Origin of the sequence: Streptomyces sp. NPDC051662, assembly GCF_040681655.1 — a bacterium.
GTDB lineage: Bacteria > Actinomycetota > Actinomycetes > Streptomycetales > Streptomycetaceae > Streptomyces.
This window is the reverse complement of sequence record NZ_JBFAZD010000036.1, coordinates 1-20224: the sequence shown is the minus strand read 5'-3', so window position 1 is coordinate 20224 and position 20224 is coordinate 1. Positions and strand designations below refer to the sequence as shown.

Sequence of the window (20224 nt, the reverse complement as noted above, 5' to 3'; positions counted from 1 at the left end):
GTCCGGTGCGGGTGGTGTGGGGGGTGCGAACCAGTGGGAGCGCTCCCAAGCCTTGAGCGGGACCGTGCACCTGTCAAGAGTTTGAACACGACGCACGTCCGGGCGAGTTGCCGGATAAAAGAATTCAACTGGACTGTTGACTCACGCGACTTCGGCGCTACCGTCGGAAGCCAACCAGTGGGAGCGCTTCCATCAGTCATACGCCGTGTCAGGCGGCGTATCGGCCATCGAGGAGTCGCTCCATGCGAGCACCACCGCGCCTCACCGCACTGCTGGCCGCCGCGGCCCTGGCCGTGGCGGGCACCGCTCTCGCACCGCAGCCGACCGCGTCGGGAACCGCGGCCGGCTGCACCGTCGCATACAGCACCACCAGCGCATGGGACAGTGGCTTCCAGGGCGCTGTCACGCTCACCAACAACGGCTCACCGGTAGAGAACTGGACACTCACCTTCGACTTCCCCGGAAGCCAGAAGGTGACCCAGGGCTGGAACGGGAAGTGGTCGCAGTCCGGGAAGACCGTGACCGCCGTCAACGAGAGCTGGAACGGGAAGATCGCCACCGGCGGCTCGATCAGTGCCGGTTTCATCGCCTCCTGGTCCGGGGCCAACCCGGCGCCCACCGCGTTCAGGCTCAACGGCGTGGCGTGCGACGGCGGTCCGGGACCGGGTGACCCGACCGACCCGCCGACTGATCCACCGACGGATCCACCGACCGATCCGCCGGGACCGGGCGGCGCCCCACCGGAGCTGCGCGTCTCGGGCAACAAACTGGTCGACGAGAACGGCGCGACCCGCCGCCTGCTCGGGGTGAACCGCTCCGGTGGCGAGTTCGCGTGCATCCAGGGCTATGGCATCTTCGACGGTCCGGTGGACGACGCGTCGGTACGGGCCATAGCGGACTGGAAGGTCAACACCGTACGGATACCGCTCAACGAGGAGTGCTGGCTCGGCCTCTCGCATGTGAAGCCGGAGTACGCCGGCGCGAACTACATCGCCGCGGTCAAGCAGTTCGTGACCGGGCTGGAGGCGTACGGCATCACGCCGGTCGTCGAACTGCACTGGACCCACGGCAGATACACGGGCAACGACAACCACTGCCCGGACACCGAGTACGCGACCTGTCAGAAGCCGATGCCGAACGCCCGGTACACACCGGCCTTCTGGACCTCGGTCGCGCAGACCTTCAAGGACGACCCGGCGGTGGTCTTCGACCTCTTCAACGAGCCGTTCCCGGACCGGGCCACCGGCGATCTCGACGCCGCCTGGACCTGCTGGCGCGATGGCGGCAGCTGTCCGGGGATCGATTTCGAGGTGGCCGGAATGCAGTCGCTGGTGAACGCGGTACGGGCCACCGGCGCCCGGAACCTGGTGCTGGTGCCGGGCATCGCCTACTCCAACGACATGCGGCAGTGGCTGACGTACCGGCCCACCGACCCCACGGGCAATCTGGCCGCCGCCTGGCACACGTACAACTTCAACGTCTGCGCGAGCGAGAGCTGCTGGAACGAACAGCTCGCGCCGGTCGCCGCCCGCGTGCCTTTGGTGGCGGGCGAGATCGGCGAGAACACCTGCTCACACGGCTATATCGACCGGGTGATGGCCTGGCTCGACGGCCATGGCGCCTCGTATCTCGGGTGGACCTGGAACACCTGGGACTGCTCCTCGGGGCCCGCTCTGATCAGCGACTACAACGGCACGCCCACCAATTTCGGCGTAGGACTCCGTGACCATCTGAAGGGACTCTCATGAGCCGCACCACCACCCCTCCGCGACGTGCGCGAGGCGCGGCGCTCGCCGCGTTCGCGCTGGTCGCCGCCGCGGCCGGGACCGCGACCGCGCTGGACGCGCCCCTCGGCGCCGCCGCGGCCGGCTGCACCGTCGACTACCGGATCCAGACCTCCTGGAACGGCGGCTTCACGGCCGACGTCAGCGTCACCAACACAGGAGACGCGATCATCTCCTGGAAGCTGGAGTGGAGCTACGCCGGCAACCAGAAGGTGACGCAGGGCTGGAACTCCACGATCACCCAGAGCGGTACGGCCGTCTCCGCCGCCAATGTGTCGTACAACGGCTCGCTGGCGACCGGCGCCTCGGCGACCTTCGGCTTCAATGCCTCGGTCACCGGATCCAACGCCGTTCCGGCCGCCTTCAAGCTGAACGGGGTCACCTGTAACGCCCCGGGTGGCGGCGATCCCACGGATCCCCCGACCGACCCGCCGACGGACCCGCCCGCCGGCTCCAAGGTGGACAACCCGTACGTGGGCGCCGGGGTGTACGTGAACCCGGAGTGGTCCGCGAAGGCCGCCGCCGAACCCGGCGGCAGCAAGATCTCCCATCAGCCGACCGGTGTGTGGCTGGACCGGATCGCGGCCATCGAGGGTGTCGGCACGGGCATGGGGCTGCGCGACCATCTCGACGAGGCGTTACGGCAGGCCGCGGGCAAGCCGCTCGTCGTCCAGCTCGTGATCTACAACCTGCCGGGCCGTGACTGCGCCGCGCTCGCCTCCAACGGGGAGCTGGGCCCGACGGAGATCGGCCGGTACCGCAGCGAGTACATCGATCCGATCGCCGCGATACTCGCCGACAGCAAGTACGCCGGGCTGCGGATCGTGACGACCGTCGAGATCGACTCGCTGCCCAATCTGGTCACCAATGTCACACCCCGGCCGACCGTCACCCCGCAGTGCGATGTGATGAAGGCGAACGGCAACTACGTCAAGGGCGTCGGTTACGCGCTCAACCACCTCGGCGCCGTCCCCAACGTCTACAACTATGTCGACGCGGGGCACCATGGCTGGATCGGCTGGGACGACAACTTCAACGCCTCGGCGCAGATCTTCAAGCAGGCCGCGACCGCCGAGGGCAGCACGGTCGACAAGGTGCACGGCTTCATCGCCAACACCGCCAATTACGGCGCGCTCAAGGAGAACAACTTCACCATCAACGACAACGTGGCCGGCAAATCGGTCCGCGAGTCGACGTGGGTGGACTGGAACCGCTACGTCGACGAGCAGTCGTTCGCCCAGGCCTTCCGGCAGGAGCTGGTGAACGTCGGCTTCCCGTCGGGCATCGGCATGCTGATCGACACCTCCCGCAACGGCTGGGGCGGCTCGGCCCGGCCCACCGGCCCGGGACCGCAGACAAGTGTGGACACCTATGTGGACGGCGGGCGCTACGACCGCCGGATCCACCTGGGGAACTGGTGCAACCAGTCCGGAGCCGGACTGGGCGAGCGGCCGAAGGTGTCGCCCGCCGCCGGGATCGACGCGTACGTGTGGATGAAGCCCCCGGGCGAGTCGGACGGCGCGAGCAAGGAGATCCCGAACGACCAGGGCAAGGGCTTCGACCGGATGTGCGACCCGACGTACACCGGCAATCCCCGGAACAACAACCACATGTCCGGTGCGCTGCCGAACGCGCCGCTGTCCGGTGACTGGTTCTCCGCGCAGTTCCAGGAGCTGCTGAAGAACGCGAACCCGGCGCTGTAGCGGTCGCGGAACAGGCCGCGAGACGGGCGTAGGACCGGCCGGGGGGCGCCTCGGGGGGCCGGTCCTACGCCTTCCATATAGTGCGCTTATTCCGTTTCGCCAGGAAAGGGGGAAAATGAAAGAAGAAAGAACTAATGGAGGCGAGCGATGACACAGACCCGCTACACCCAGGACCGCGGTCTGACCACCCGCATGGTGACCACCATGTTCCTGATCGGGCTGCTGTACGTGGTTCTGGTCGGTGTGCTGCTGGCCGTGCTGGGCAAGTTCTGGCCGATCATCCTGATCCTCGTCGGAGGGCTGTTCATCGCGCAGTTCTGGTTCAGCGACAAGATCGCGGCCTTCGGCATGGGCGCGCACGAGGTCACCCCCGAGCAGGCGCCCGAGCTGCACGGCGCCGTCGACCGGATCTGCGCGCTGGCCGATATGCCCAAACCCAAGGTGGCGATCGCGCGGAGTGACATACCGAACGCCTTCGCCACCGGCCGGAGCGAACGCAGCGCGCTGGTCTGCGCCACCACCGGCCTGCTCCGCAGACTGGAGCCGGAGGAGCTGGAAGGCGTCCTCGCACACGAGATGTCACATGTCGCGCACCGCGATGTCGCGGTGATGACCATCGCCTCGTTCCTGGGCGTGCTCGCGGGCCTGATCACCCGGATCGCGCTCTACAGCGGGCTGTCGAGGAGCGCCAGGAACGCCGGCCCCGCCGGGCTCGCGATTCTGCTGATTCCGCTGGTCAGCGCGGTGGTGTACGCGATCGGCTTCCTGCTGACCCGGCTGCTCTCCCGCTACCGTGAGCTCTCCGCCGACCGTACGGCCGCGCTGCTCACCGGCCGGCCCTCGGCGCTCGCCTCGGCGCTGACCAAGGTGAGCGGTCAGATGGCGCGGATCCCGACGGAGGACCTGCGGAAGGCGGAGCCGTACAACGCCTTCTACTTCGTGCCCGCGTTCGCCTCGAAGGAGAGCCTGGGACGGCTGCTCGCCTCGCACCCGACGCTGGAACAGCGGCTGGACCAGCTCGCCCGTATCTCCGCCGAACTCGCCCGTCCGTGAGCCCCCTGCCATCCCCTGTCGTCACCTGCCGTCACCGCCGTCACTCTGAGGAGCTGGTCCCGTGGGCCTTCTCGACGCCATCCTCGGCCGGAGCAAACCGGTCAGCCCCGATCTCGACCAGCTCTTCGCCCTCCCGTCAGCCGCCCTCACCCTCCAGGCCGGGGCCGGATACACCCCCACCGGCCTCGGCTCGGTCTGTTTCGCGGGCGTCGAGGGCGGCGGCTTCGCCCGGATCCGGCAGGACGTGCGGGAGCTGCTGGACGCGGACACCGGCCAGGACAGCCGCCCGGTGGAGTTCAGCCAGGACTCCTACGGCTACACCTGGCTGCTCGCGCGCCGGGCGCCCGACGACACGGCCACCCTGGTCAACGATCTGCACGCGGTCAACACCCTGCTCCAGGACGGCGGCTTCGGCCCGCAGCTGCTCTGCTCACTGCTCAGTTTCCGGGACACCGAACAGCGGCCCCTGGCGCTCGTGTATCTCTACAAACGCGGCAGCTTCTACCCCTTCGCGCCCCTGCCGGGCAGCGCCGAGAAGCGTGACAATCAGCGGGAACTCCAGGTCAGAGCGGTGCTCGGGAACGATCTGCGCATCGAGCCCGATCTCGCGCGCTGGTTCCCCGTCTGGGGTGCGCCGGGGCTCTGACAGCCGCGTCGTCACCCGGCGTACGGCAGCGGGGCGAGTCCTGCGATGCCCGGATCGACGGTGAACACGGCGCCCGCCGCCGGGTCGTCGCCGTCCACGAGGTCCTGGCGCGAGGTGGTGATGAAGAGCCGGCGGTAGCCGTCACCGCCGAACGAACAGGCGCTGACCTGGCGGGCGTTGACCTCGACCACCTCGTCCAGGGTGCCGTCGGCGGCGTAGCGGCGGACGGCGGAGCCGCCCCACAGGGCCACCCACACTCCCCCTTCGGCGTCCAGGGTGAGGCCGTCCGGGGAGCCGTCGTCCGGGTCGATGGTGACCCAGGGTTCGGGGGTGGAGAAGTGTCCGGTCGACGGGTCGGCCGTGATCCGGGCGACGGTCTGCGTAGGAGTGTCGACGTAGTAGGCGAAGCCACCGTCCGGGGCCCACGCGAGGCCGTTGGAGATGGTGACCCCGGTATGCACGACCGAGGTGGCGCCGTCAGGGGTGAGGCGGTGGACGGAACCCGCACCGGGGCGGGTGTCGTACGCCATGGAACCGCAGTAGAAGTTGCCGGCCGGATCGCAGGCCCCGTCGTTCATCCGCACCGTGGGGTCGGTCCACAGTTCGTCGCCGGGGGTGACGGTGCCGTCCTCGGCCACCAGGACGAAGCCCCGCTCGACCGCCGCGACCACGCCCCCGGAGCGCCGGGGCCGCCAGGCCGCCGCGACCGCCCCGAGATGCCACCGCTCGTACGCGTCACCGCCGTTGGCTCCGGTGTCGAAGGTGAGCAGGTCTCCGGCCAGCAGGTCGACGATCCTCAACTGCCCGGTGTGGGGGTCCCAGCCGGGCCCCTCGCCGTGCCGGGTGACGATCCCGGTCCACTGCTCGGCGCGCATGGCGGCCCCTCTCGTCGACAGCGCCGCCGGTCCCCCGGCGGCGCCACTGCCGTGTACGCGCTCCCCGCTTCCTACGGCTTGGGCAGGGTACAGCCGGTACGGGTCAGGTCGATCTTGCTGCCGGTACCGACGCACGGCACGATCCCGTAGGTCTCCTGGGCGTAGTTGATGCCCTGGCGTACGGTCACGGTGCCGTTCTCGTCCACCTCGCACGGGTTGTTGACCGTGCAGCGCGCACCGCTCTCATTGCCGGTGTTGTTGACGGCGACGACCTTGCCCGTGGTGTTGTCGATGACGGGCGAGCCCGAGGTGCCGCCGACCGTGTTGCACGCGGAGGTGTAGCGGACCGAGTCCTTCCAGGTCCAGCTCCCTTCCTTCAACTGATAGGCGAATCCATCGATGTTGCAGCTGTAGATCCGCTTCCAGTAGCCGGAGACGACCTTGATCGCGGTGCCCTGGACCGGGCGGGTGGCGTTGAGTTCCAGTGCCGATATCCCGTACGCGCTCTGTATCTGCGCGTAGGTGCTGGTGAGTTGGTACAGCGAGACATCGGTGTCGGTCATGGTCGCGTACGCGATCTTGCTGGCGCGCAGGGTCGCGACGCCGGTGCCCGAGGAGTTCAGCAGGCTGAAGGTACGGGTGGACGCCCTGTCCACGATGACCTGGCCGGCGGCGGGCATACCGCTCTCCAGGCAGTGGCCGTTGGACAGCACGAGAGCGGGGTCGCTCGGTTGCGAGGCGGGCGTACGGACAACGGAGCCGGAACAGTTGCTGAGCGCCACCGTTCCGGCGAAGTCGACTGCCTGGACCTTGGCTTGGGCGGTTGCCGCGGTCCCGGCGGTCTTCGTGGGCGCGCCCGCGTCATGGCTCGTGGCCATGGCGGGTGCCGCTCCCGCTCCGAGGAGCAGAACGGCGAGCAGCGCGCCGAGGAGAGGCTTTCTCATGTGGGGTCCCCTCTGTGACCGAAGTTCCTTCGGTTTTGTCATGGGCATTGTTGACGCATGTCCGGCTGCGGGCAACCATGCCTGGACCAACTCCCCCACGCGGACCACGGGACCCCGGCCCCCGACATGACGGTGGGGGCGGCGCCGACCGGCACCGCCCCCACCGTCATTCCCTTCAGTTGATCAGATCGTTCCCGGCCTTCACCGCGTCGGCCCCGGCCTTCACCGCGCTCTTCACGGCGCCCACCTTCTTGTCGACCTTGTTCCCGAGGACGCCTTCCACGACAGGCTCGGCCTTGGTGCCCACGGTCGCCGCGGTCTGCGCCGCACTGCTGAGCGTGGAGCCGAATTCGACCGCCTGGGCGGCGGGAGCGACAGCGGCGAGCAGCGCGGAGCCTGCCGCGGCGGCGGTGAGAAATCGATACGCGTTCATGAGCGGTGTAACGCGTGGAGACGGCGTAGGACACGCGACCCTCCACCGGCGGGGGGACCCCACGGACGCGCACCATACGATTCCGGCATGACCGACGAACCCACGCCGGAGCGCGCCGCACCGCCCGCCGCCAAGCCCACCCGGCGCCTCGACGCGCGCAGCCTGCGAGGGCTGGCCCATCCCCTGCGGATGAGCATCTTCGAACTGCTCAGGCTCGACGGCCCTGCCACCGCCACCCTGCTCGCCGAACGCCTCGGCGAGAACACCGGCACGATCAGCTGGCATCTGCGCCATCTCGCCGAGCACGGCTTCATCGAGGAGGAGACGGGACGCGGTACGAAACGGGAGCGGTGGTGGCGCACGGTGAATGTGACGAACGTTCTCAACACCGCCGATTTCCGCGACGATCCCGATGCCCGGGGCGCGGTGTCGGTCTTCACCCATGAGCTCCTGCGACAGCACTTCGACCGGGTCACGCACTACCTGGGCGAGGAGTGGGAGGACGAGTGGCGCAACGCCGGCACGATCTCGGACTGGCGTGATCTGCGGATGACACCGGACCAGTTGCGGGCCCTGAACGAGGAGCTGGCGGCGGTCATCGCCCGCCATCTCCCGTCGCCCGGCGCCGAGCCCGCCCCCGACGCCGAGCCCGCCCCGGACGCGCTCCCGGTCGTCGTACAGCTCCAGTCGTTCCCCCGCAGGGAGCACGGCTCGCCGTGACCGGGGGACCGGCCGGGGCGCGCCGCGTGGTCGCGGCTCCGTATCAGGCCGCGTCCGTATCGGTGCCCGTACCCGCGATCACCTCCGGGCGCAGCAGCGTCATGAGCCGGTCGGCCGGGAGCAGCCCCCGTTCCAGGACCAGTTCGGCGACGCCGCGCCCCGACGCGAGCGCCTCCTTGGCGATCTCGGTCGCGGCGAGGTAGCCGATGTGCGGGTTGAGCGCGGTGACGAGCCCGATGGAGTTCTCCACGCTCGCGCGCAGGGTCTCCGTATTGGCGGTGATACCGGACACGCAGCGCTCGGCGAGCGTGACACAGGCCGCCCGCAGATGGGTGATGGACTCCGAGAGGGAGTGCAGGATGATCGGTTCGAAGGCGTTGAGCTGGAGCTGCCCGGCCTCCGCCGCCATGGTGATGGTGACGTCGTTGCCGATCACCTCGAACGCGACCTGATTGACGACTTCCGGGATCACCGGATTGACCTTGCCCGGCATGATGCTGGAACCGGCCTGCACAGGAGGGAGATTGATCTCCGCGAAGCCCGCGCGCGGTCCCGAGGAGAGCAGCCGCAGATCGTTGCAGCTCTTGGAGAGCTTGACCGCGATGCGCTTGAGCACACCGGAGAGATGGACGAAGGCGCCGCAGTCCTGGGTGGCCTCGACGAGATTGGCCGCGGTGACCAGGGGCAGTCCGGTGATGGTGGCGAGATGGCGGCGGGCGGCCTCCGCGTACCCCACCGGGGCGTTGAGACCGGTGCCGATGGCGGTCGCGCCGAGGTTGATCTCATGGACGAGGCAGACGGCCTCGGCCAGCCGGCATTCGTCCTCCTCCAGCATGACGGCGTACGCGGAGAACTCCTGGCCCAGCGTCATCGGCACCGCGTCCTGGAGCTGGGTCCGGCCCATCTTGAGGATCTCGCGGAACTCCTCGGCCTTGGCGGCGAACGCCTCGCGCAGGATCGTCATCGCGTCGAGCAGTTCCCGTACGGCGAGGATCGTGGCGACGTTGACGGCGGTCGGGTAGACGTCGTTGGTCGACTGGCTGAGGTTGACGTCCTCGTTCGGGTGCAGCTCCTGGTAGTCGCCCTTGGTGTGACCGAGGATCTCCAGCGCGCGGTTGGCGATGACCTCGTTGGCGTTCATATTGGTCGACGTACCGGCGCCGCCCTGGATCACGTCCACGACGAACTGGTCGTGCAGCAGGCCCGCGTCCCTGATCTCCCGGCAGGCGGCGGAGATGGCGTCGGCCTTCTCGGTGGTGAGCAGCCCGAGATCCTGGTTGGCGCGGGCCGCGGCCTCCTTGACGGCGGCGAGCGCGTTGATCAGATGGGGGTAGGCGGCGATCGGCGTACCGGTGATGGGGAAGTTCTCCGAGGCGCGCAGGGTGTGGACTCCCCAGTACGCGTCGGCGGGTATGTCGCGGTCGCCCAGCAGATCGTGTTCGCGGCGGTGGCCGGCAGTCATGTCGCGGGTCCTTCGTCAGGGGGGAGGCAGGGGAGAGCGGAGAGCGGCAGAGCGGAACGGCGAAGCGGTGGAACGGTGTTACGCGGCGGACGGGGCGGCCGGCGGCGCGCCCGCCGCACGCAGGGTTCCGACCTCCCGTCCGCCCCCGATGACCGGTGCGTGGTCGAACGCGGCCAGGACCTCCGGATCGACCCCGCACCTCGCGAGCGCCGCCGCGGTCACCGGCATCCTGGCGCGGTCGGCGCCGTCGGCTATCTTCACGCCGACGGCCCGCCCGTCCGGCAGCGCGGCGATCTGTACGCCCTCGAAGCCGTCCTTGGCGAGCAGTCCAGGCACCGCGCGCATCAGCCGGGCGACATCCCGGCCGCTGCCGGAGACCAGCTCCGGATGCGTGCGCATGGCGTGCGCGACCCGGCCCTCGTCACTGTCGGGCGCGGCCGTCGCGATCCGGGCCGCGGCCCGGGTGAGACCGTGCAGGGATACGGCGAAGAGCGGCGCGCCGCAGCCGTCGACCGTCACCCGTGCGATGCCCTGTCCGGTCAGCTCCTCGACGGCCGAGGCGATCTCCCGCTGGAGTGGATGCCCGGGGTCGAGGTAGTTCTCCAGCGACCAGCCCCTGGCCTTGGCCGTCATCAGCATGGCGGCGTGCTTGCCCGAGCAGTTCTGGGCGAGCCGGCTCGGGCCGCGCCCGGCGCGGATCCACTCGTCCCGCACCGCCGGGTCGTAGGGCAGATCGGGCACGTTGCGCAGGTCGTCCTCGGTCAGCCCGGCGGCGTCCAGGATGCGCCGGGCCGTGGCCAGATGGCGTTCCTCGCCGGAGTGGCTGGCCGCCGTGAGGGCCAGCGACTCGCTGTCGAGCGGCGGCAGTCCCGCGCGGAGCAGTCCGACCGCCTGGACGGGCTTGAGCGCCGAGCGCGGGTAGAACGCGGCCTCGATGTCGCCCGCCTGGTACTCCACACCACCGTCCGCCGCGAGGACGACGACCGAGCCGTAGTGAACGCCCTCGACAACGCCTCCCCGTACGACACGCGCGACGGGGACATGGGCCGGCTCGCGGACGACGGGGGGCTCGCCCGGCAGGGGGCTCGTCGGGCGCGCGGGACGGGGCGGGTGCGACGGGGTGGCACCGGCTGGGGTGGGGTGGCTCATGCTCAGCTCTCGTTGTCGTTCTTGGTGCCGGGGGATGTCCCGGTACCGGTACGGGGAGCGTTACCGGCGGCTTCCCGTACGGTCCCGACCCGGCCCCGTACCAGGAACCAGCCCACGACCAGCGCCGCCCCGATCGCGGGCAGGGACAGGACGGTCGTGCGGCCCGCGCCGCCGTCGGCGTACATCAGGACCAGCACGGACGCGAGGAAGGCCAGCGTGACGATCTCGGTCCACGGCGAGCCGGGGAGCCGGTAGCCGGGGCGTACGAGCTGCCCGGCCTGTGTCTTCCGCCAGAAGAGCAGATGACAGACCATGATCATGGCCCAGGTGCTGAGGATGCCGAGCGCGGCGAAGTTCAGCACGATCTCGAACGCCTCGCTCGGTACGAGGTAGTTGAGGCCGACGCCCAGCACACAGATCGAGGAGGTGAGCAGAATGCCGCCGTACGGCACCTGGCTGCGGCTCATCACCCCGGTGAACCTCGGCGCGGACCCCGACATCGCCATGGAGCGCAGGATGCGGCCGGTGGAGTAGAGCCCGGAGTTGAGACTCGACATCGCGGCGGTGAGGACGACGAGGTTCATCACCCCACCGGCCGCGGGCACGCCGATATTGGACAGCACCGTCACGAAGGGGCTCTCGTGGGCGGAGTAGGCGTTCCAGGGGAGCAGCATCGTCAGCAGCACGACCGACCCGACGTAGAAGAGGGCCACGCGCCACATGATGGAGTTGATCGCCTTGGGCATGACCTTCTCCGGGTGCGCGGTCTCGCCCGCCGTGACGCCGACGAGTTCCACGGAGGCGTACGCGAAGACAACGCCCTGGATGACCAGCAGCATCGGGAGCATCCCGGCCGGGAAGAGGCCGCCGTTGTCCGTGATCAGCGAGGGACCGGGGGTGTGGCCGTCCACCGGCTGCTGGGTGACCAGCAGGAAGATACCGATCAGCATGAAGAGGACCAGCGCACCGACCTTGATGATCGCGAACCAGAACTCCAGTTCGCCGAAGATCTTCACGGAGATCAGATTCACGGTCAGCACGACCGCGAGCGCGATCAGGGCGATCACCCACTGCGGGACATCGGTGAACATGCCCCAGTAGTGGGTATAGGTGGCCACCGCCGTGATGTCGGCGATTCCGGTGGTCGCCCAGTTCAGGAAGTACATCCAGCCCGCGACGAACGCCCCCTTCTCACCGAGGAACTCACGGGCGTACGAGACGAACGCCCCGGAGGACGGCCGGTGCAGCACCAGTTCTCCGAGGGCGCGCACGACGAGGAAGGCGAAGACTCCACAGACGGCGTAGGCCACGGCCAGCGAGGGCCCGGCGTCGGCGAGTCTGCCGCCCGCGCCGAGGAACAGCCCGGTGCCGATGGCTCCGCCGATGGCGATCATATTGATATGCCGGGACTTCAGGGACTTGCTGTATCCGGCGTCACCGGCGTCGATGTGCACGCCGTGCTGCTGCGGCTCCCGCCCTGACGGTCGCGGCTTCTCAAGGGACTGTTCACTCACGCGCGGGCTTCGCCTTCTGTGGGGGGAACTGCGGTGGGGGGTACCGCTGTGGGGGAAACTCCCGCGGAGGGAATCGCGAGGGCGTCCTCCGCGGAGGGAACCGCGCGCCGCGGCGAGCCCACGATGGTGGTCAGCGTCGACTCGACACGGGCCAGATGGTGGGTCATGGCTTCCACGGCGTCGTGCTCGGAACGGTCGACGAGCGCGTCGACGATCGCCTGGTGCTCCTGGTTCGACTGCTCGCGCCGGCCGCCGAGATCGTTGAGGAACGCCGACTGGCGGGCCAGCGCGTCCCGGATCTCCTCGATGACCCGCCGGAAGACCGGATTCTGGGCGGCCCGCGCGACCGCGAGATGGAACAGGGTGTCCATCGCCACCCACGCGGTGGTGTCGGTCTCCCGCTCCATCCGCTCCAGCAGATGCGCGAGATGGTCGAGGTCCTCGGGGGTGCGGCGGAGCGCCGCGTACCCGGCCACCGGGATCTCCACATGGCGGCGCACCTCAAGGAGGTCGCTCGCCGAGTAGTCGCCGAAGGTCGGGTCCTCGACCGGGCCGTGGGAGAGGACGAAGGTGCCCTTGCCGGTGCGCGAGACCGTGAGCCCCATGGTCTGGAGCGCGCGCAGCGCCTCCCGGAGCACGGGTCTGCTCACTTCCAGGCGGCGGCAGAGCTCCGCCTCGGAGGGGAGCTTCTCCCCCACGGCGTACTCACCGCGCTCGATGGCACCGCGAAGATGACCGAGCACCGCTTCCAGTGCGCTGATCCGCTTGGGCGCCTCGCCAGCTGTCTGGCTGTCTGACAGGTTCACCCGCGCATCCTGAACCCCCCGGGAGATCGCTGTCAAGAACTCCGTCCGGCCGGGGGCGCGCTGTGGACGGTGAGTCGGTGGGCGGGGTCGCCGGCCGGATCGCCGTGGAGGCCGCCGGTGAGATCGAGCAGGACATGACAGCCGTCACGCAGCAGCTCGAACAGCCCGGTCCCGGCACCACAGTCCACTCGGCCTCTCCGCCCGGACGGCCACCGAGTCCTGATTCGGCACGGGGCTGCCCGAGCGCGAGGCGGCCTGGGCCTGCTGGGCGCTGGTCCACTTCGCGCTGGGGCTGTCACAGGAGGAGCAAGCCCTCTCCCTCATCCCGCGGTCACTGAGCGAACGGGCGGGCGTCCACGGCTGATCCGCCGCGGTTCACACCGGTCTTCCTCACTTCACTTCCTCACTTCACTTCCTTGAGCCTGCCGTTGCCCACATCGAAGACGAAGCCGCGCACCGCGTCGGTGTACGGGATGAACGGGTTGGTGGTGATCCGGCGCAGTGACTGACGCAGGTCGTCCTCCACATCCGGGAACGCCTCCGCCGCCCAGGGCGGCCGGATACCGGTGTCGGCCTCGATGTCGCGCTTGAAGCCGTCGTCGGTGAAGGTGAGCATTCCGCAGTCGGTGTGGTGGATGAGGATGATCTCGCGGGTGCCCAGCAGACGCTGACTGATGGTCAGAGAGCGGATCACGTCATCGGTGACCACTCCCCCGGCGTTACGGATGATGTGCGCCTCGCCGTTCGACAGACCGAGGATCCGGTAGACGTTGAGGCGCGCGTCCATGCAGGCGAGCACGGCGAGTCGCCGGGAGGGGGGAAGGGGCAGAGCGCCCCCGTAGGAAGCCGCGGACTTCGCGTTGTTGGCGAGGTATTCGTCGGTGACGGACATGTCTGTCCCACTTTCCGTAGCTGACGGGGTCAGGGTAGAGGCCCGGCATTCGACTACAGAAGGCGACAATCCGCCCCGCCACGACATTGCAACGCTCCGGCAATCCGCGGGGGCCACCGCCGGCGGTCAGAAGGGCCGGTCGCCCGCGATGGCGACGCGCTCGGCCACCCGGCGGTGCGGAGCGTAGTCATTGACCGCGTAGTGCTGGGTGGCGCGGTTGTCCCAGAAGGCGACGTCCCCCGCCTGCCAGCGGAACCGCACCTGGTACTCCGGCACATGGGCCTGCTGGAACAGCAGGCGCAGCAGCCGGTCGCTCTCCGCACGCTCCAGCCCCACGATCCGGGTGGTGAAGGAGGTGTTGACGAACAGCGTCCGCCGGCCGGTCTCCGGGTGGCGCCGTACGACGGGATGCTCGACCGGCGGGAACCGCTCCTGGAAAGCGGCCAGTTGAGCGGGCGGGGAGAACCGGACGAAGCCCGGGACGAAGTCGTGCACGGCGCGGGCGCCGTCGATCCGGTCCTTCACACCCTGCGGCAGATTGTCGTACGCGACCGCCATGTCGGCCCACATGGTGTCACCGCCGACCGGCGGCACCTCGCGCAGTTGCAGCACCGCGCCCAGCGCGGGTCGCTCGCGGAACGTCACATCAGCGTGCCAGACATTCTCGAAGGTGGGCACCGCGCTCCGGTCGAAGCGGACCACCTCCGGGGCGTCGCCGGTCGCCAGCAGCGGATTGGTCTCCAACTCGCCCCAGTTACGGGCGAAGGCGCGCTGCGCTTCCGAGGACAGACGCTGCCCCCGGAAGAAGAGCACCTCCCACTCCAGCAGCGCCCGGTTGAGCTCTTCGCGTACAGCGGGGGCCGGCGGGACGGACAGATCGAGCCCGCGGATCTCGGCGCCGATGATCCGCCCCTGCGGGACGACGTCGAAGAGTTCGTACGGCCGGTCCTCCCACTTCTCCGGGACACGGCGCAGTGAACGAGGGCCTTCGTACAGGCCGTCGGCGGGTACGCGGTGATCACGCAGTACGGGTGACAGGGACGGTTCGGAGGCGGTGGCGGGGGCGGCGATGGTCACGGGTCTCCTCGGGGGAACGACAGCGGGCATCACACAGGGCGGTTCGGCGGAGGCGAGATCCCGGAGCGGACGGGCCCGCTGACAACGACGGGCCGGAGGGCGCTACGGGCGGTGTCGCGGATCAGCGACAGGAACGGGCCGGGGGAGATCCCACCCGGCCGCGGCGGCGCAGAAAGCTGTGGCCGCGGGGCGCGCACTCACCGCGGGGGCCGCTGTGGCGCGGCTCCACTGCACGGAAGGTCGAGTACGTACCCATGACAGGCACCGTACCTCAGATCTCCCGGCGGAACCCGGCGAGGAGCTGTCTGGTCCGGCTCGCGGACTCCGCGTGGGTCACCATCCGGTCCATGACCTGCTTGTGCTCGGTGACCTCCGCGTTCTGATCGAGATAGAGGGCACCGGTCAGATACTCGATGTACACCATGTCGGGCACTTCTGGCATATCAAAGCGGAACAGCACGAACGGACTGTAGGTGCCGGGGTGATGGCCGGAGGCGAACTCGGCTATCTGGATCGTCACATTGGGCAGCTCCGTCGCCTCCAGCAGCCGGTCGATCTGTGCCCGCATCACCGCCGAGGAGCCAACGGGTCTTCGGAGCACCGTTTCGTCCAGCACGACCCAGAGGGCAGGGGCGTTGGCACGGGTCAGCAGCGCCTGGCGCCGCTTGCGCAGCGCGACATGGCGGTCGATCCTGCCGGGGTCGGTCATCCGGCCCAGGGCGCCCGCGGTGAGGACCTCGCGGGCGTACTCCTCGGTCTGGAGCAGTCCGGGCACGAAGTGCGGTTCGTAGGAGCGAATGGTCGTGGCGGCCTCTTCGAGGCTCACGTATCCGCTGAACCAGTCGGGGAGTATGTCGTGGAACCGCTGCCACCAGCCCGGTTCGTTCGCCTCGTCCGCCAGCCGCAGAAAGATCTCGGCATCGTCGGCGGGCACGCCGTAGGCGGGTAACAGGATCTGCACATAAGGGATCTTGAGCGAGACCTCGGCCGTCTCCATCCGGCGGACGGTGGCGGCGGTGACACGCAGCAGCCTGCCCGCCTGCTCCCGGCTCAGGCCCGCGCCCTCGCGCAGGGTCTGCAACTGCTTGCTGAGGACGAGTTGGCCGATCGTCGGCGCGGAGCGCGGCTCGCTCACGTCCCACCTCTACGCACCACAGCACCCCCCGAGCGCCACCGTTACATCGGGGAAGTCTGCCACAGCGACTCGCGTGTGGACATGGGTATCTGACGGCTCGTTCGGAACTCCTGGAGCGACGCCCGAGCGGTGTTCGCGGCGCGGTGGGCCAAGACCCGTCAGGACGTGGGAAGGGTGAAGCCCAGTTCCTCCGCGGCCAGGGCGGGGGTGGGCTCCGACCACCGCTCGACGGCGTGCTCGGTGCTGGACAGCGAGCGCATCTCGGCGAGGTCGAGGTAGAGCGTTCCGCCGAGATGGTCCGTCTCGTGCTGGACGATTCGGGCGGGCCATCCCGAGAACTCCTCGTCGAGCTCCCGTCCCCGCTCGTCCTGTCCGCGCAGCCGGACCCGCGCGTGCCGTACGACCACGGCCTGCCAGCCGGGGACGCTCAGACAGCCTTCGAAGAACGCGGCCCGGCCGTCGCCGATCGGCTCGTACGACGGGTTGACGAGCACCCGGAACGGCTGCGGCACCCGGCCCCGCGCGGTGCGCACCTCGTCAATCACCTCGGCGGAGTCCTCGATGACCGCGAGCCGCAGGGGAATCCCGACCTGAGGCGCCGCCAGTCCAACGCCGGGCGCGGCATGCATCGTCTCGCGCATCACACGCACCAGATGCTCCAGCCGGGCCTCTCCCAACTGCCCCTCGTACGGGACCGCGGGGCGCCGCAGCACGGGATCGCCCGCGGAGACGATGGAAAGCGGGGTGGGCCCGTCGAGAACGGAGTCGACGAGATCGGTGAGTTCGGTGCGCGTGATGGCCTGCATGGCCCCACTGTCCCAGACTTCACCCCGGACTTCGGGAGAGGGACAGCGAGAGTGGGGGGCGATGGCCGGCCCGCCCGGCATCCCGGGACGGGCCGAACCACTCGACTCAGGCCGCCGTCCGGCCGCTGCGGCCCCTCTTCTTCATCGCCGCGCCCGCGCACACCAGTCCGAGCAGGATGGTCAGCGCTCCGATGACCGCGTTTGTCCAGATGATGCCCTTGTCAGGACCGGTACCGACGATCCAGGGCGCGATGATCAGCCACACCCCCATGGCGCACATGGCCCAGCTGAGGCCGTACATGCGCTGCGGCATGACAGTGAAGCCCACCGCCAGAACCACGAGCGCGATTCCCATGATGAGGTTGTGCGTGGCCAGCGCCGGCTGGGTGGTGTTGAAGTGGACGATCCAGGGCGACAGGGCGCAGAACAGGCCGACGAGAAACAGCGGCCCGTCGACGAGCGCCACGTCGCGTCCGCCGAGCATGCGGTTGTAGCGCTCCCGCATCTCCGGGACATCTGGGTGGCCGGCCAGGTCCTGCCTCGTATGTGAGACATCCTGCCTCGTTTGTGAGACGTCCTGCCTCGGGTGTGAGACGTCGGCCATACGACTCGCCTCCTTCGCTCGCGAAGTCTGACCGTGGTGCGCGGCATCGAGCCGCACCAGATCCATTCTGCGCGCTTTGGCAGCTTTTGTGTAGTGGTGGGATAAGAAGACCCAAATATCCTTTATTGCTCAACCGTCTCAACCGCTGTTCCGCCCTCCTCCAGCAGGCCGGCGGGCTCGCTGGGCGGGCTGCCGGCCTTGCTGGCGGCGCGGCTGGGGAGCCCGGCCGACTCTTGGCGGGGCGCGCCACGGGGAAAGCCGTACCGGGAGACGCCTTCCCGCAGAGAGGACTTCCCCGTGGCCGTCGAGGATTTCCCGCGCCATCCCCTGCTTTTCGGACCCAGCCCGATCCACCGGCTGGACCGGCTGACCGAGTTCCTCGGCGGCGCCCGCGTCTGGGCCAAGCGCGAGGACTGCAACTCCCCTCTCGCCTTCGGCGGGAACAAGACGCGCAAGCTGGAGTACATCGTTCCCGATGTACTGGCCCAGGGCGCGGACACGCTGGTATCGATCGGGGGGTACCAGTCGAACCACACCCGGCAGGTGGCGGCCGTCGCCGCTCATCTCGGTCTCAAGGCCCGGCTCATCCAGGAGAAGTGGGTCGACTGGCCCGATCCCGCGAACGACAAGGTCGGCAATATCCTGCTGTCCCGCGTCATGGGCGCCGATGTCCGGCTCGGCCCGGCGGGGTTCGGTATCGGAATCAAGGACTCCTGGCAGCGGGCGCTGGACGAGGTGAGGGCCGAGGGCGGCGCACCGTACCCGATCCCGGCCGGAGCCTCCGAACACCCGCTCGGCGGGCTGGGGTTCGCGAACTGGGCGTACGAGGTGGAGCGCCAGGAGGCCGAGCACGACGTCTTCTTCGACACGATCGTCGTCTGTAGCGTCACGGGCTCCACACAGGCCGGGATGATCGCCGGATTCGCGGGCCAGGACCGCCCGCGGCGGGTGATCGGCATCGACGCCTCCGCGAGGATCGACGAGACCCGCGCGCAGGTCGAGCGCATCGCCCGGCGCACCGCCGATCTGATCGGGCTGCGGCGCGAGTTGCGCGACGACGAGATCAGCGTGCTCGAAGGGTGGGCGGGCGACCGCTATGGCGTCCCTGTGGCGTCGACGCTGGAGGCGATCCGGCTCACCGGCCGGCTGGAGGGGATGATCATCGACCCGGTGTACGAGGGCAAGTCCATGGCCGGGCTGATCGATCTGGTGCGTACGGGCGAGATCGGTGCGGAGTCGACGGTGCTGTACGCGCATCTGGGCGGCCAGCCCGCGCTCAACGCGTACAGCGGCGCGTTCGACCGATGACATGACCGCGCGAGTGAGTGACCGGGTGACTGGGCCGCCGCCCGGCCGGGTGGCTGGGCCGCCGCCGTCAGCCGAGGAACGCCGCCACCACGACCAGTCCGGGCACCGACAGCATCGTGGACAGCAGAATCGATTCACGGGCCAGCCGTTCGGCGACGCGGTAGCGGGACGCGTACGTATAGAGGTTCTGCGCGGCCGGCAGGGCCGAGGTCACCACGACATCGAGCAGGGCCGCGCCGTGCAGCCCGAAGACCAGCGCCCCGAGCGCCCAGGCCACCAGTGGCTGCCCCACGGACTTCAGGACCGCGGACAGCACCACGGGCAGGCGGTCGGGGCCCCGGCCCGGCAGGGCGCTGCCGTACAACGAGATCCCGAAGGCCAGCAGCACCGCGGGGACGGACATATTGCCGATCAGTACCAGCGGGTCAAGCACCGGGCCCGGCACCGTCACCCCCGTCGCCGCCACGGCGACTCCGCACAGCGAGCTGGCCGCGACCGGGTTGCGCAGCGGTGTGGTCACCCGCTGCCACACCGGTCGCTTCTCGCCGGAGCCCGAGAGATCGAGCACCGTGAGCGCGATCGGTGTGACCACGATCTGCTGGAAGAGCAGTACGGGCGCCACCAGCGAGGCGTCGCCGAGGACATAGACGGCGATCGGAATGCCGAGATTCCCGGCGTTGACATAGCTGGAGCAGAGCGCGCCGATCGTGGTGGCCCCCACGTCCCAGCGGCGTACGACCGCGACCGCCACGAACACCCCGGCGGCGGCCACCGTACTGAGCGCGGTGATCAGCAGCCTGCTGGAGAGCACCACCGACAGATCGGCCTGGGCGAGCGTGGTGAACAGCAGTGCCGGCGTGGCCACGTGGAAGGCGAGCTTGGTGAGCACCTCGCGCCCGTTGTCCCCGAGATATCTGCGACGGCCTATCAGATAACCGACACCGATGACGACCGCGATGACGCCGAATCCGGTCAGTACCCCGCGCACCGCACGCCCCCGTGGGTGGAGAGGACAGCCCCGGGCGACGGTACGGATACATGCGTCATGCACCCAACCTTCCCGAGGAACGCCCCCCGAGGTCAACGTGATCTCGCGCACCGAGACCGGCCCGCCCGGGGGGCGCGGAAGAACACGGCACGCTCCGCCACTCGGGTGAAAGCCATGATCCTTTCCTCCGGCCGGATCCGCACAAGGCCACGACCACCGAGAATCAGGCCCTAGGGCGTGTTGCGAAAGTAGCGCCGTCCGCCCGCAGGGCGGGGCCTGCGGCGTCCGGTGCGTGCGATCGCAAGGCGGAGGGTCTCCCCAGTAC

General features: G+C 69.4%; 20 protein-coding genes. 6 read left to right on the top strand and 14 right to left on the bottom strand.

Annotated features, from left to right (window positions below; translation table 11 throughout):
- Nucleotides 1–242: 242 nt before the first annotated feature.
- The 4 genes from AB0M67_RS36765 to AB0M67_RS36750 all read left to right on the top strand — a co-directional run bounded on the left by AB0M67_RS36765 (nt 243) and on the right by AB0M67_RS36750 (nt 5186).
- A complete protein-coding gene (locus AB0M67_RS36765) occupies nt 243–1748 on the top strand; it encodes a cellulase family glycosylhydrolase (RefSeq protein ID WP_365751964.1) in 1506 nt (501 codons plus the stop codon).
- Entirely contained in the window at nt 1745–3487 is a 1743-nt protein-coding gene (locus AB0M67_RS36760; protein WP_365751963.1) for a glycoside hydrolase family 6 protein, read from the top strand. The genes AB0M67_RS36765 and AB0M67_RS36760 overlap by 4 nt, the downstream gene beginning before the upstream one ends.
- A 147-nt stretch (nt 3488–3634) precedes the next feature.
- Nucleotides 3635–4540, top strand: coding sequence for a zinc metalloprotease HtpX (gene htpX, locus AB0M67_RS36755; RefSeq protein WP_365751962.1), 906 nt, complete (start codon nt 3635–3637; stop codon nt 4538–4540).
- A 61-nt stretch (nt 4541–4601) separates the two neighbouring features.
- Entirely contained in the window at nt 4602–5186 is a 585-nt protein-coding gene (locus tag AB0M67_RS36750; RefSeq protein ID WP_351395341.1) for a hypothetical protein, read from the top strand.
- An 11-nt stretch (nt 5187–5197) separates the two neighbouring features.
- Here AB0M67_RS36750 and AB0M67_RS36745 read toward each other — a convergent pair whose 3' ends face one another.
- The 3 genes from AB0M67_RS36745 to AB0M67_RS36735 all read right to left on the bottom strand — a co-directional run bounded on the left by AB0M67_RS36745 (nt 5198) and on the right by AB0M67_RS36735 (nt 7438).
- The gene (locus AB0M67_RS36745; RefSeq protein WP_365751961.1) at nt 5198–6061 is read right to left on the bottom strand and encodes an SMP-30/gluconolactonase/LRE family protein; all 864 of its coding nucleotides are present in this window, start codon (nt 6059–6061) and stop codon (nt 5198–5200) included.
- Nucleotides 6062–6132: 71 nt separating this feature from the next.
- On the bottom strand, nt 6133–7005 hold the full coding sequence (locus AB0M67_RS36740) for a serine protease (RefSeq protein WP_365751960.1): 873 nt from the start codon (nt 7003–7005) through the stop codon (nt 6133–6135).
- A 175-nt stretch (nt 7006–7180) separates the two neighbouring features.
- Nucleotides 7181–7438 (bottom strand): hypothetical protein, encoded by a 258-nt coding sequence (locus tag AB0M67_RS36735; RefSeq protein WP_249950002.1) that lies wholly within the window; start codon nt 7436–7438, stop codon nt 7181–7183.
- Between the two features lie 87 nt (nt 7439–7525).
- Here AB0M67_RS36735 and AB0M67_RS36730 point away from each other — a divergent pair, with 87 nt between their 5' ends.
- The gene (locus tag AB0M67_RS36730; RefSeq protein ID WP_365751959.1) at nt 7526–8158 is read left to right on the top strand and encodes a winged helix-turn-helix domain-containing protein; all 633 of its coding nucleotides are present in this window, start codon (nt 7526–7528) and stop codon (nt 8156–8158) included.
- A 43-nt stretch (nt 8159–8201) separates the two neighbouring features.
- Here AB0M67_RS36730 and aspA read toward each other — a convergent pair whose 3' ends face one another.
- The 10 genes from aspA to AB0M67_RS36680 all read right to left on the bottom strand — a co-directional run bounded on the left by aspA (nt 8202) and on the right by AB0M67_RS36680 (nt 17603).
- A complete protein-coding gene (gene aspA / locus AB0M67_RS36725; RefSeq protein ID WP_365751958.1) occupies nt 8202–9620 on the bottom strand; it encodes an aspartate ammonia-lyase in 1419 nt (472 codons plus the stop codon).
- Between the two features lie 78 nt (nt 9621–9698).
- Nucleotides 9699–10769: an asparaginase gene (locus AB0M67_RS36720; protein ID WP_365751957.1), complete on the bottom strand. Its 1071-nt coding sequence runs from the start codon at nt 10767–10769 to the stop codon at nt 9699–9701.
- A 2-nt stretch (nt 10770–10771) separates the two neighbouring features.
- Nucleotides 10772–12163, bottom strand: coding sequence for an amino acid permease (locus AB0M67_RS36715; RefSeq protein WP_365752012.1), 1392 nt, complete (start codon nt 12161–12163; stop codon nt 10772–10774).
- A gap of 116 nt (nt 12164–12279) precedes the next feature.
- Complete coding sequence (locus tag AB0M67_RS36710) at nt 12280–13089, bottom strand: FadR/GntR family transcriptional regulator (RefSeq protein ID WP_365751956.1); 810 nt, start codon at nt 13087–13089, stop codon at nt 12280–12282.
- Between the two features lie 32 nt (nt 13090–13121).
- Nucleotides 13122–13277: a hypothetical protein gene (locus AB0M67_RS36705; protein ID WP_365751955.1), complete on the bottom strand. Its 156-nt coding sequence runs from the start codon at nt 13275–13277 to the stop codon at nt 13122–13124.
- 215 nt (nt 13278–13492) lie between these two features.
- The gene (locus AB0M67_RS36700) at nt 13493–13981 is read right to left on the bottom strand and encodes a carbonic anhydrase (RefSeq protein WP_365751954.1); all 489 of its coding nucleotides are present in this window, start codon (nt 13979–13981) and stop codon (nt 13493–13495) included.
- A gap of 126 nt (nt 13982–14107) precedes the next feature.
- Nucleotides 14108–15058: a TauD/TfdA family dioxygenase gene (locus AB0M67_RS36695; RefSeq protein ID WP_365751953.1), complete on the bottom strand. Its 951-nt coding sequence runs from the start codon at nt 15056–15058 to the stop codon at nt 14108–14110.
- Between the two features lie 271 nt (nt 15059–15329).
- Nucleotides 15330–16193, bottom strand: coding sequence for a helix-turn-helix transcriptional regulator (locus AB0M67_RS36690; RefSeq protein WP_365751952.1), 864 nt, complete (start codon nt 16191–16193; stop codon nt 15330–15332).
- Between the two features lie 158 nt (nt 16194–16351).
- On the bottom strand, nt 16352–16999 hold the full coding sequence (locus tag AB0M67_RS36685; protein ID WP_365751951.1) for a peptide deformylase: 648 nt from the start codon (nt 16997–16999) through the stop codon (nt 16352–16354).
- 106 nt (nt 17000–17105) lie between these two features.
- Nucleotides 17106–17603, bottom strand: a complete 498-nt coding sequence (locus AB0M67_RS36680) for an SPW repeat protein (RefSeq protein WP_365752011.1) — start codon at nt 17601–17603, stop codon at nt 17106–17108.
- 297 nt (nt 17604–17900) lie between these two features.
- Here AB0M67_RS36680 and AB0M67_RS36675 point away from each other — a divergent pair, with 297 nt between their 5' ends.
- Nucleotides 17901–18911 carry a 1-aminocyclopropane-1-carboxylate deaminase gene (locus AB0M67_RS36675; protein WP_365751950.1) on the top strand — a complete coding sequence of 337 codons (1011 nt, stop codon included), beginning with the start codon at nt 17901–17903 and terminating at the stop codon, nt 18909–18911.
- A gap of 67 nt (nt 18912–18978) precedes the next feature.
- Here AB0M67_RS36675 and AB0M67_RS36670 read toward each other — a convergent pair whose 3' ends face one another.
- Nucleotides 18979–19899 (bottom strand): AEC family transporter, encoded by a 921-nt coding sequence (locus tag AB0M67_RS36670; RefSeq protein WP_365751949.1) that lies wholly within the window; start codon nt 19897–19899, stop codon nt 18979–18981.
- Nucleotides 19900–20224: the final 325 nt, after the last annotated feature.

Excerpts from the sequence above, each read along its gene's own strand:
- AB0M67_RS36765 (WP_365751964.1), top strand. The coding sequence starts at position 243 with ATGCGAGCACCACCGCGCCTCACCGCACTGCTGGCCGCCGCGGCCCTG.
- AB0M67_RS36760 (WP_365751963.1), top strand. The coding sequence starts at position 1,745 with ATGAGCCGCACCACCACCCCTCCGCGACGTGCGCGAGGCGCGGCGCTC.
- htpX (WP_365751962.1), top strand. The coding sequence starts at position 3,635 with ATGACACAGACCCGCTACACCCAGGACCGCGGTCTGACCACCCGCATG.
- AB0M67_RS36745 (WP_365751961.1), bottom strand. The coding sequence starts at position 6,061 with ATGCGCGCCGAGCAGTGGACCGGGATCGTCACCCGGCACGGCGAGGGG.
- AB0M67_RS36740 (WP_365751960.1), bottom strand. The coding sequence starts at position 7,005 with ATGAGAAAGCCTCTCCTCGGCGCGCTGCTCGCCGTTCTGCTCCTCGGA.
- AB0M67_RS36735 (WP_249950002.1), bottom strand. The coding sequence starts at position 7,438 with ATGAACGCGTATCGATTTCTCACCGCCGCCGCGGCAGGCTCCGCGCTG.
- AB0M67_RS36730 (WP_365751959.1), top strand. The coding sequence starts at position 7,526 with ATGACCGACGAACCCACGCCGGAGCGCGCCGCACCGCCCGCCGCCAAG.
- aspA (WP_365751958.1), bottom strand. The coding sequence starts at position 9,620 with ATGACTGCCGGCCACCGCCGCGAACACGATCTGCTGGGCGACCGCGAC.
- AB0M67_RS36720 (WP_365751957.1), bottom strand. The coding sequence starts at position 10,769 with ATGAGCCACCCCACCCCAGCCGGTGCCACCCCGTCGCACCCGCCCCGT.
- AB0M67_RS36715 (WP_365752012.1), bottom strand. The coding sequence starts at position 12,163 with ATGATCGCCATCGGCGGAGCCATCGGCACCGGGCTGTTCCTCGGCGCG.
- AB0M67_RS36700 (WP_365751954.1), bottom strand. The coding sequence starts at position 13,981 with ATGTCCGTCACCGACGAATACCTCGCCAACAACGCGAAGTCCGCGGCT.
- AB0M67_RS36685 (WP_365751951.1), bottom strand. The coding sequence starts at position 16,999 with ATGCAGGCCATCACGCGCACCGAACTCACCGATCTCGTCGACTCCGTT.
- AB0M67_RS36680 (WP_365752011.1), bottom strand. The coding sequence starts at position 17,603 with ATGGCCGACGTCTCACACCCGAGGCAGGACGTCTCACAAACGAGGCAG.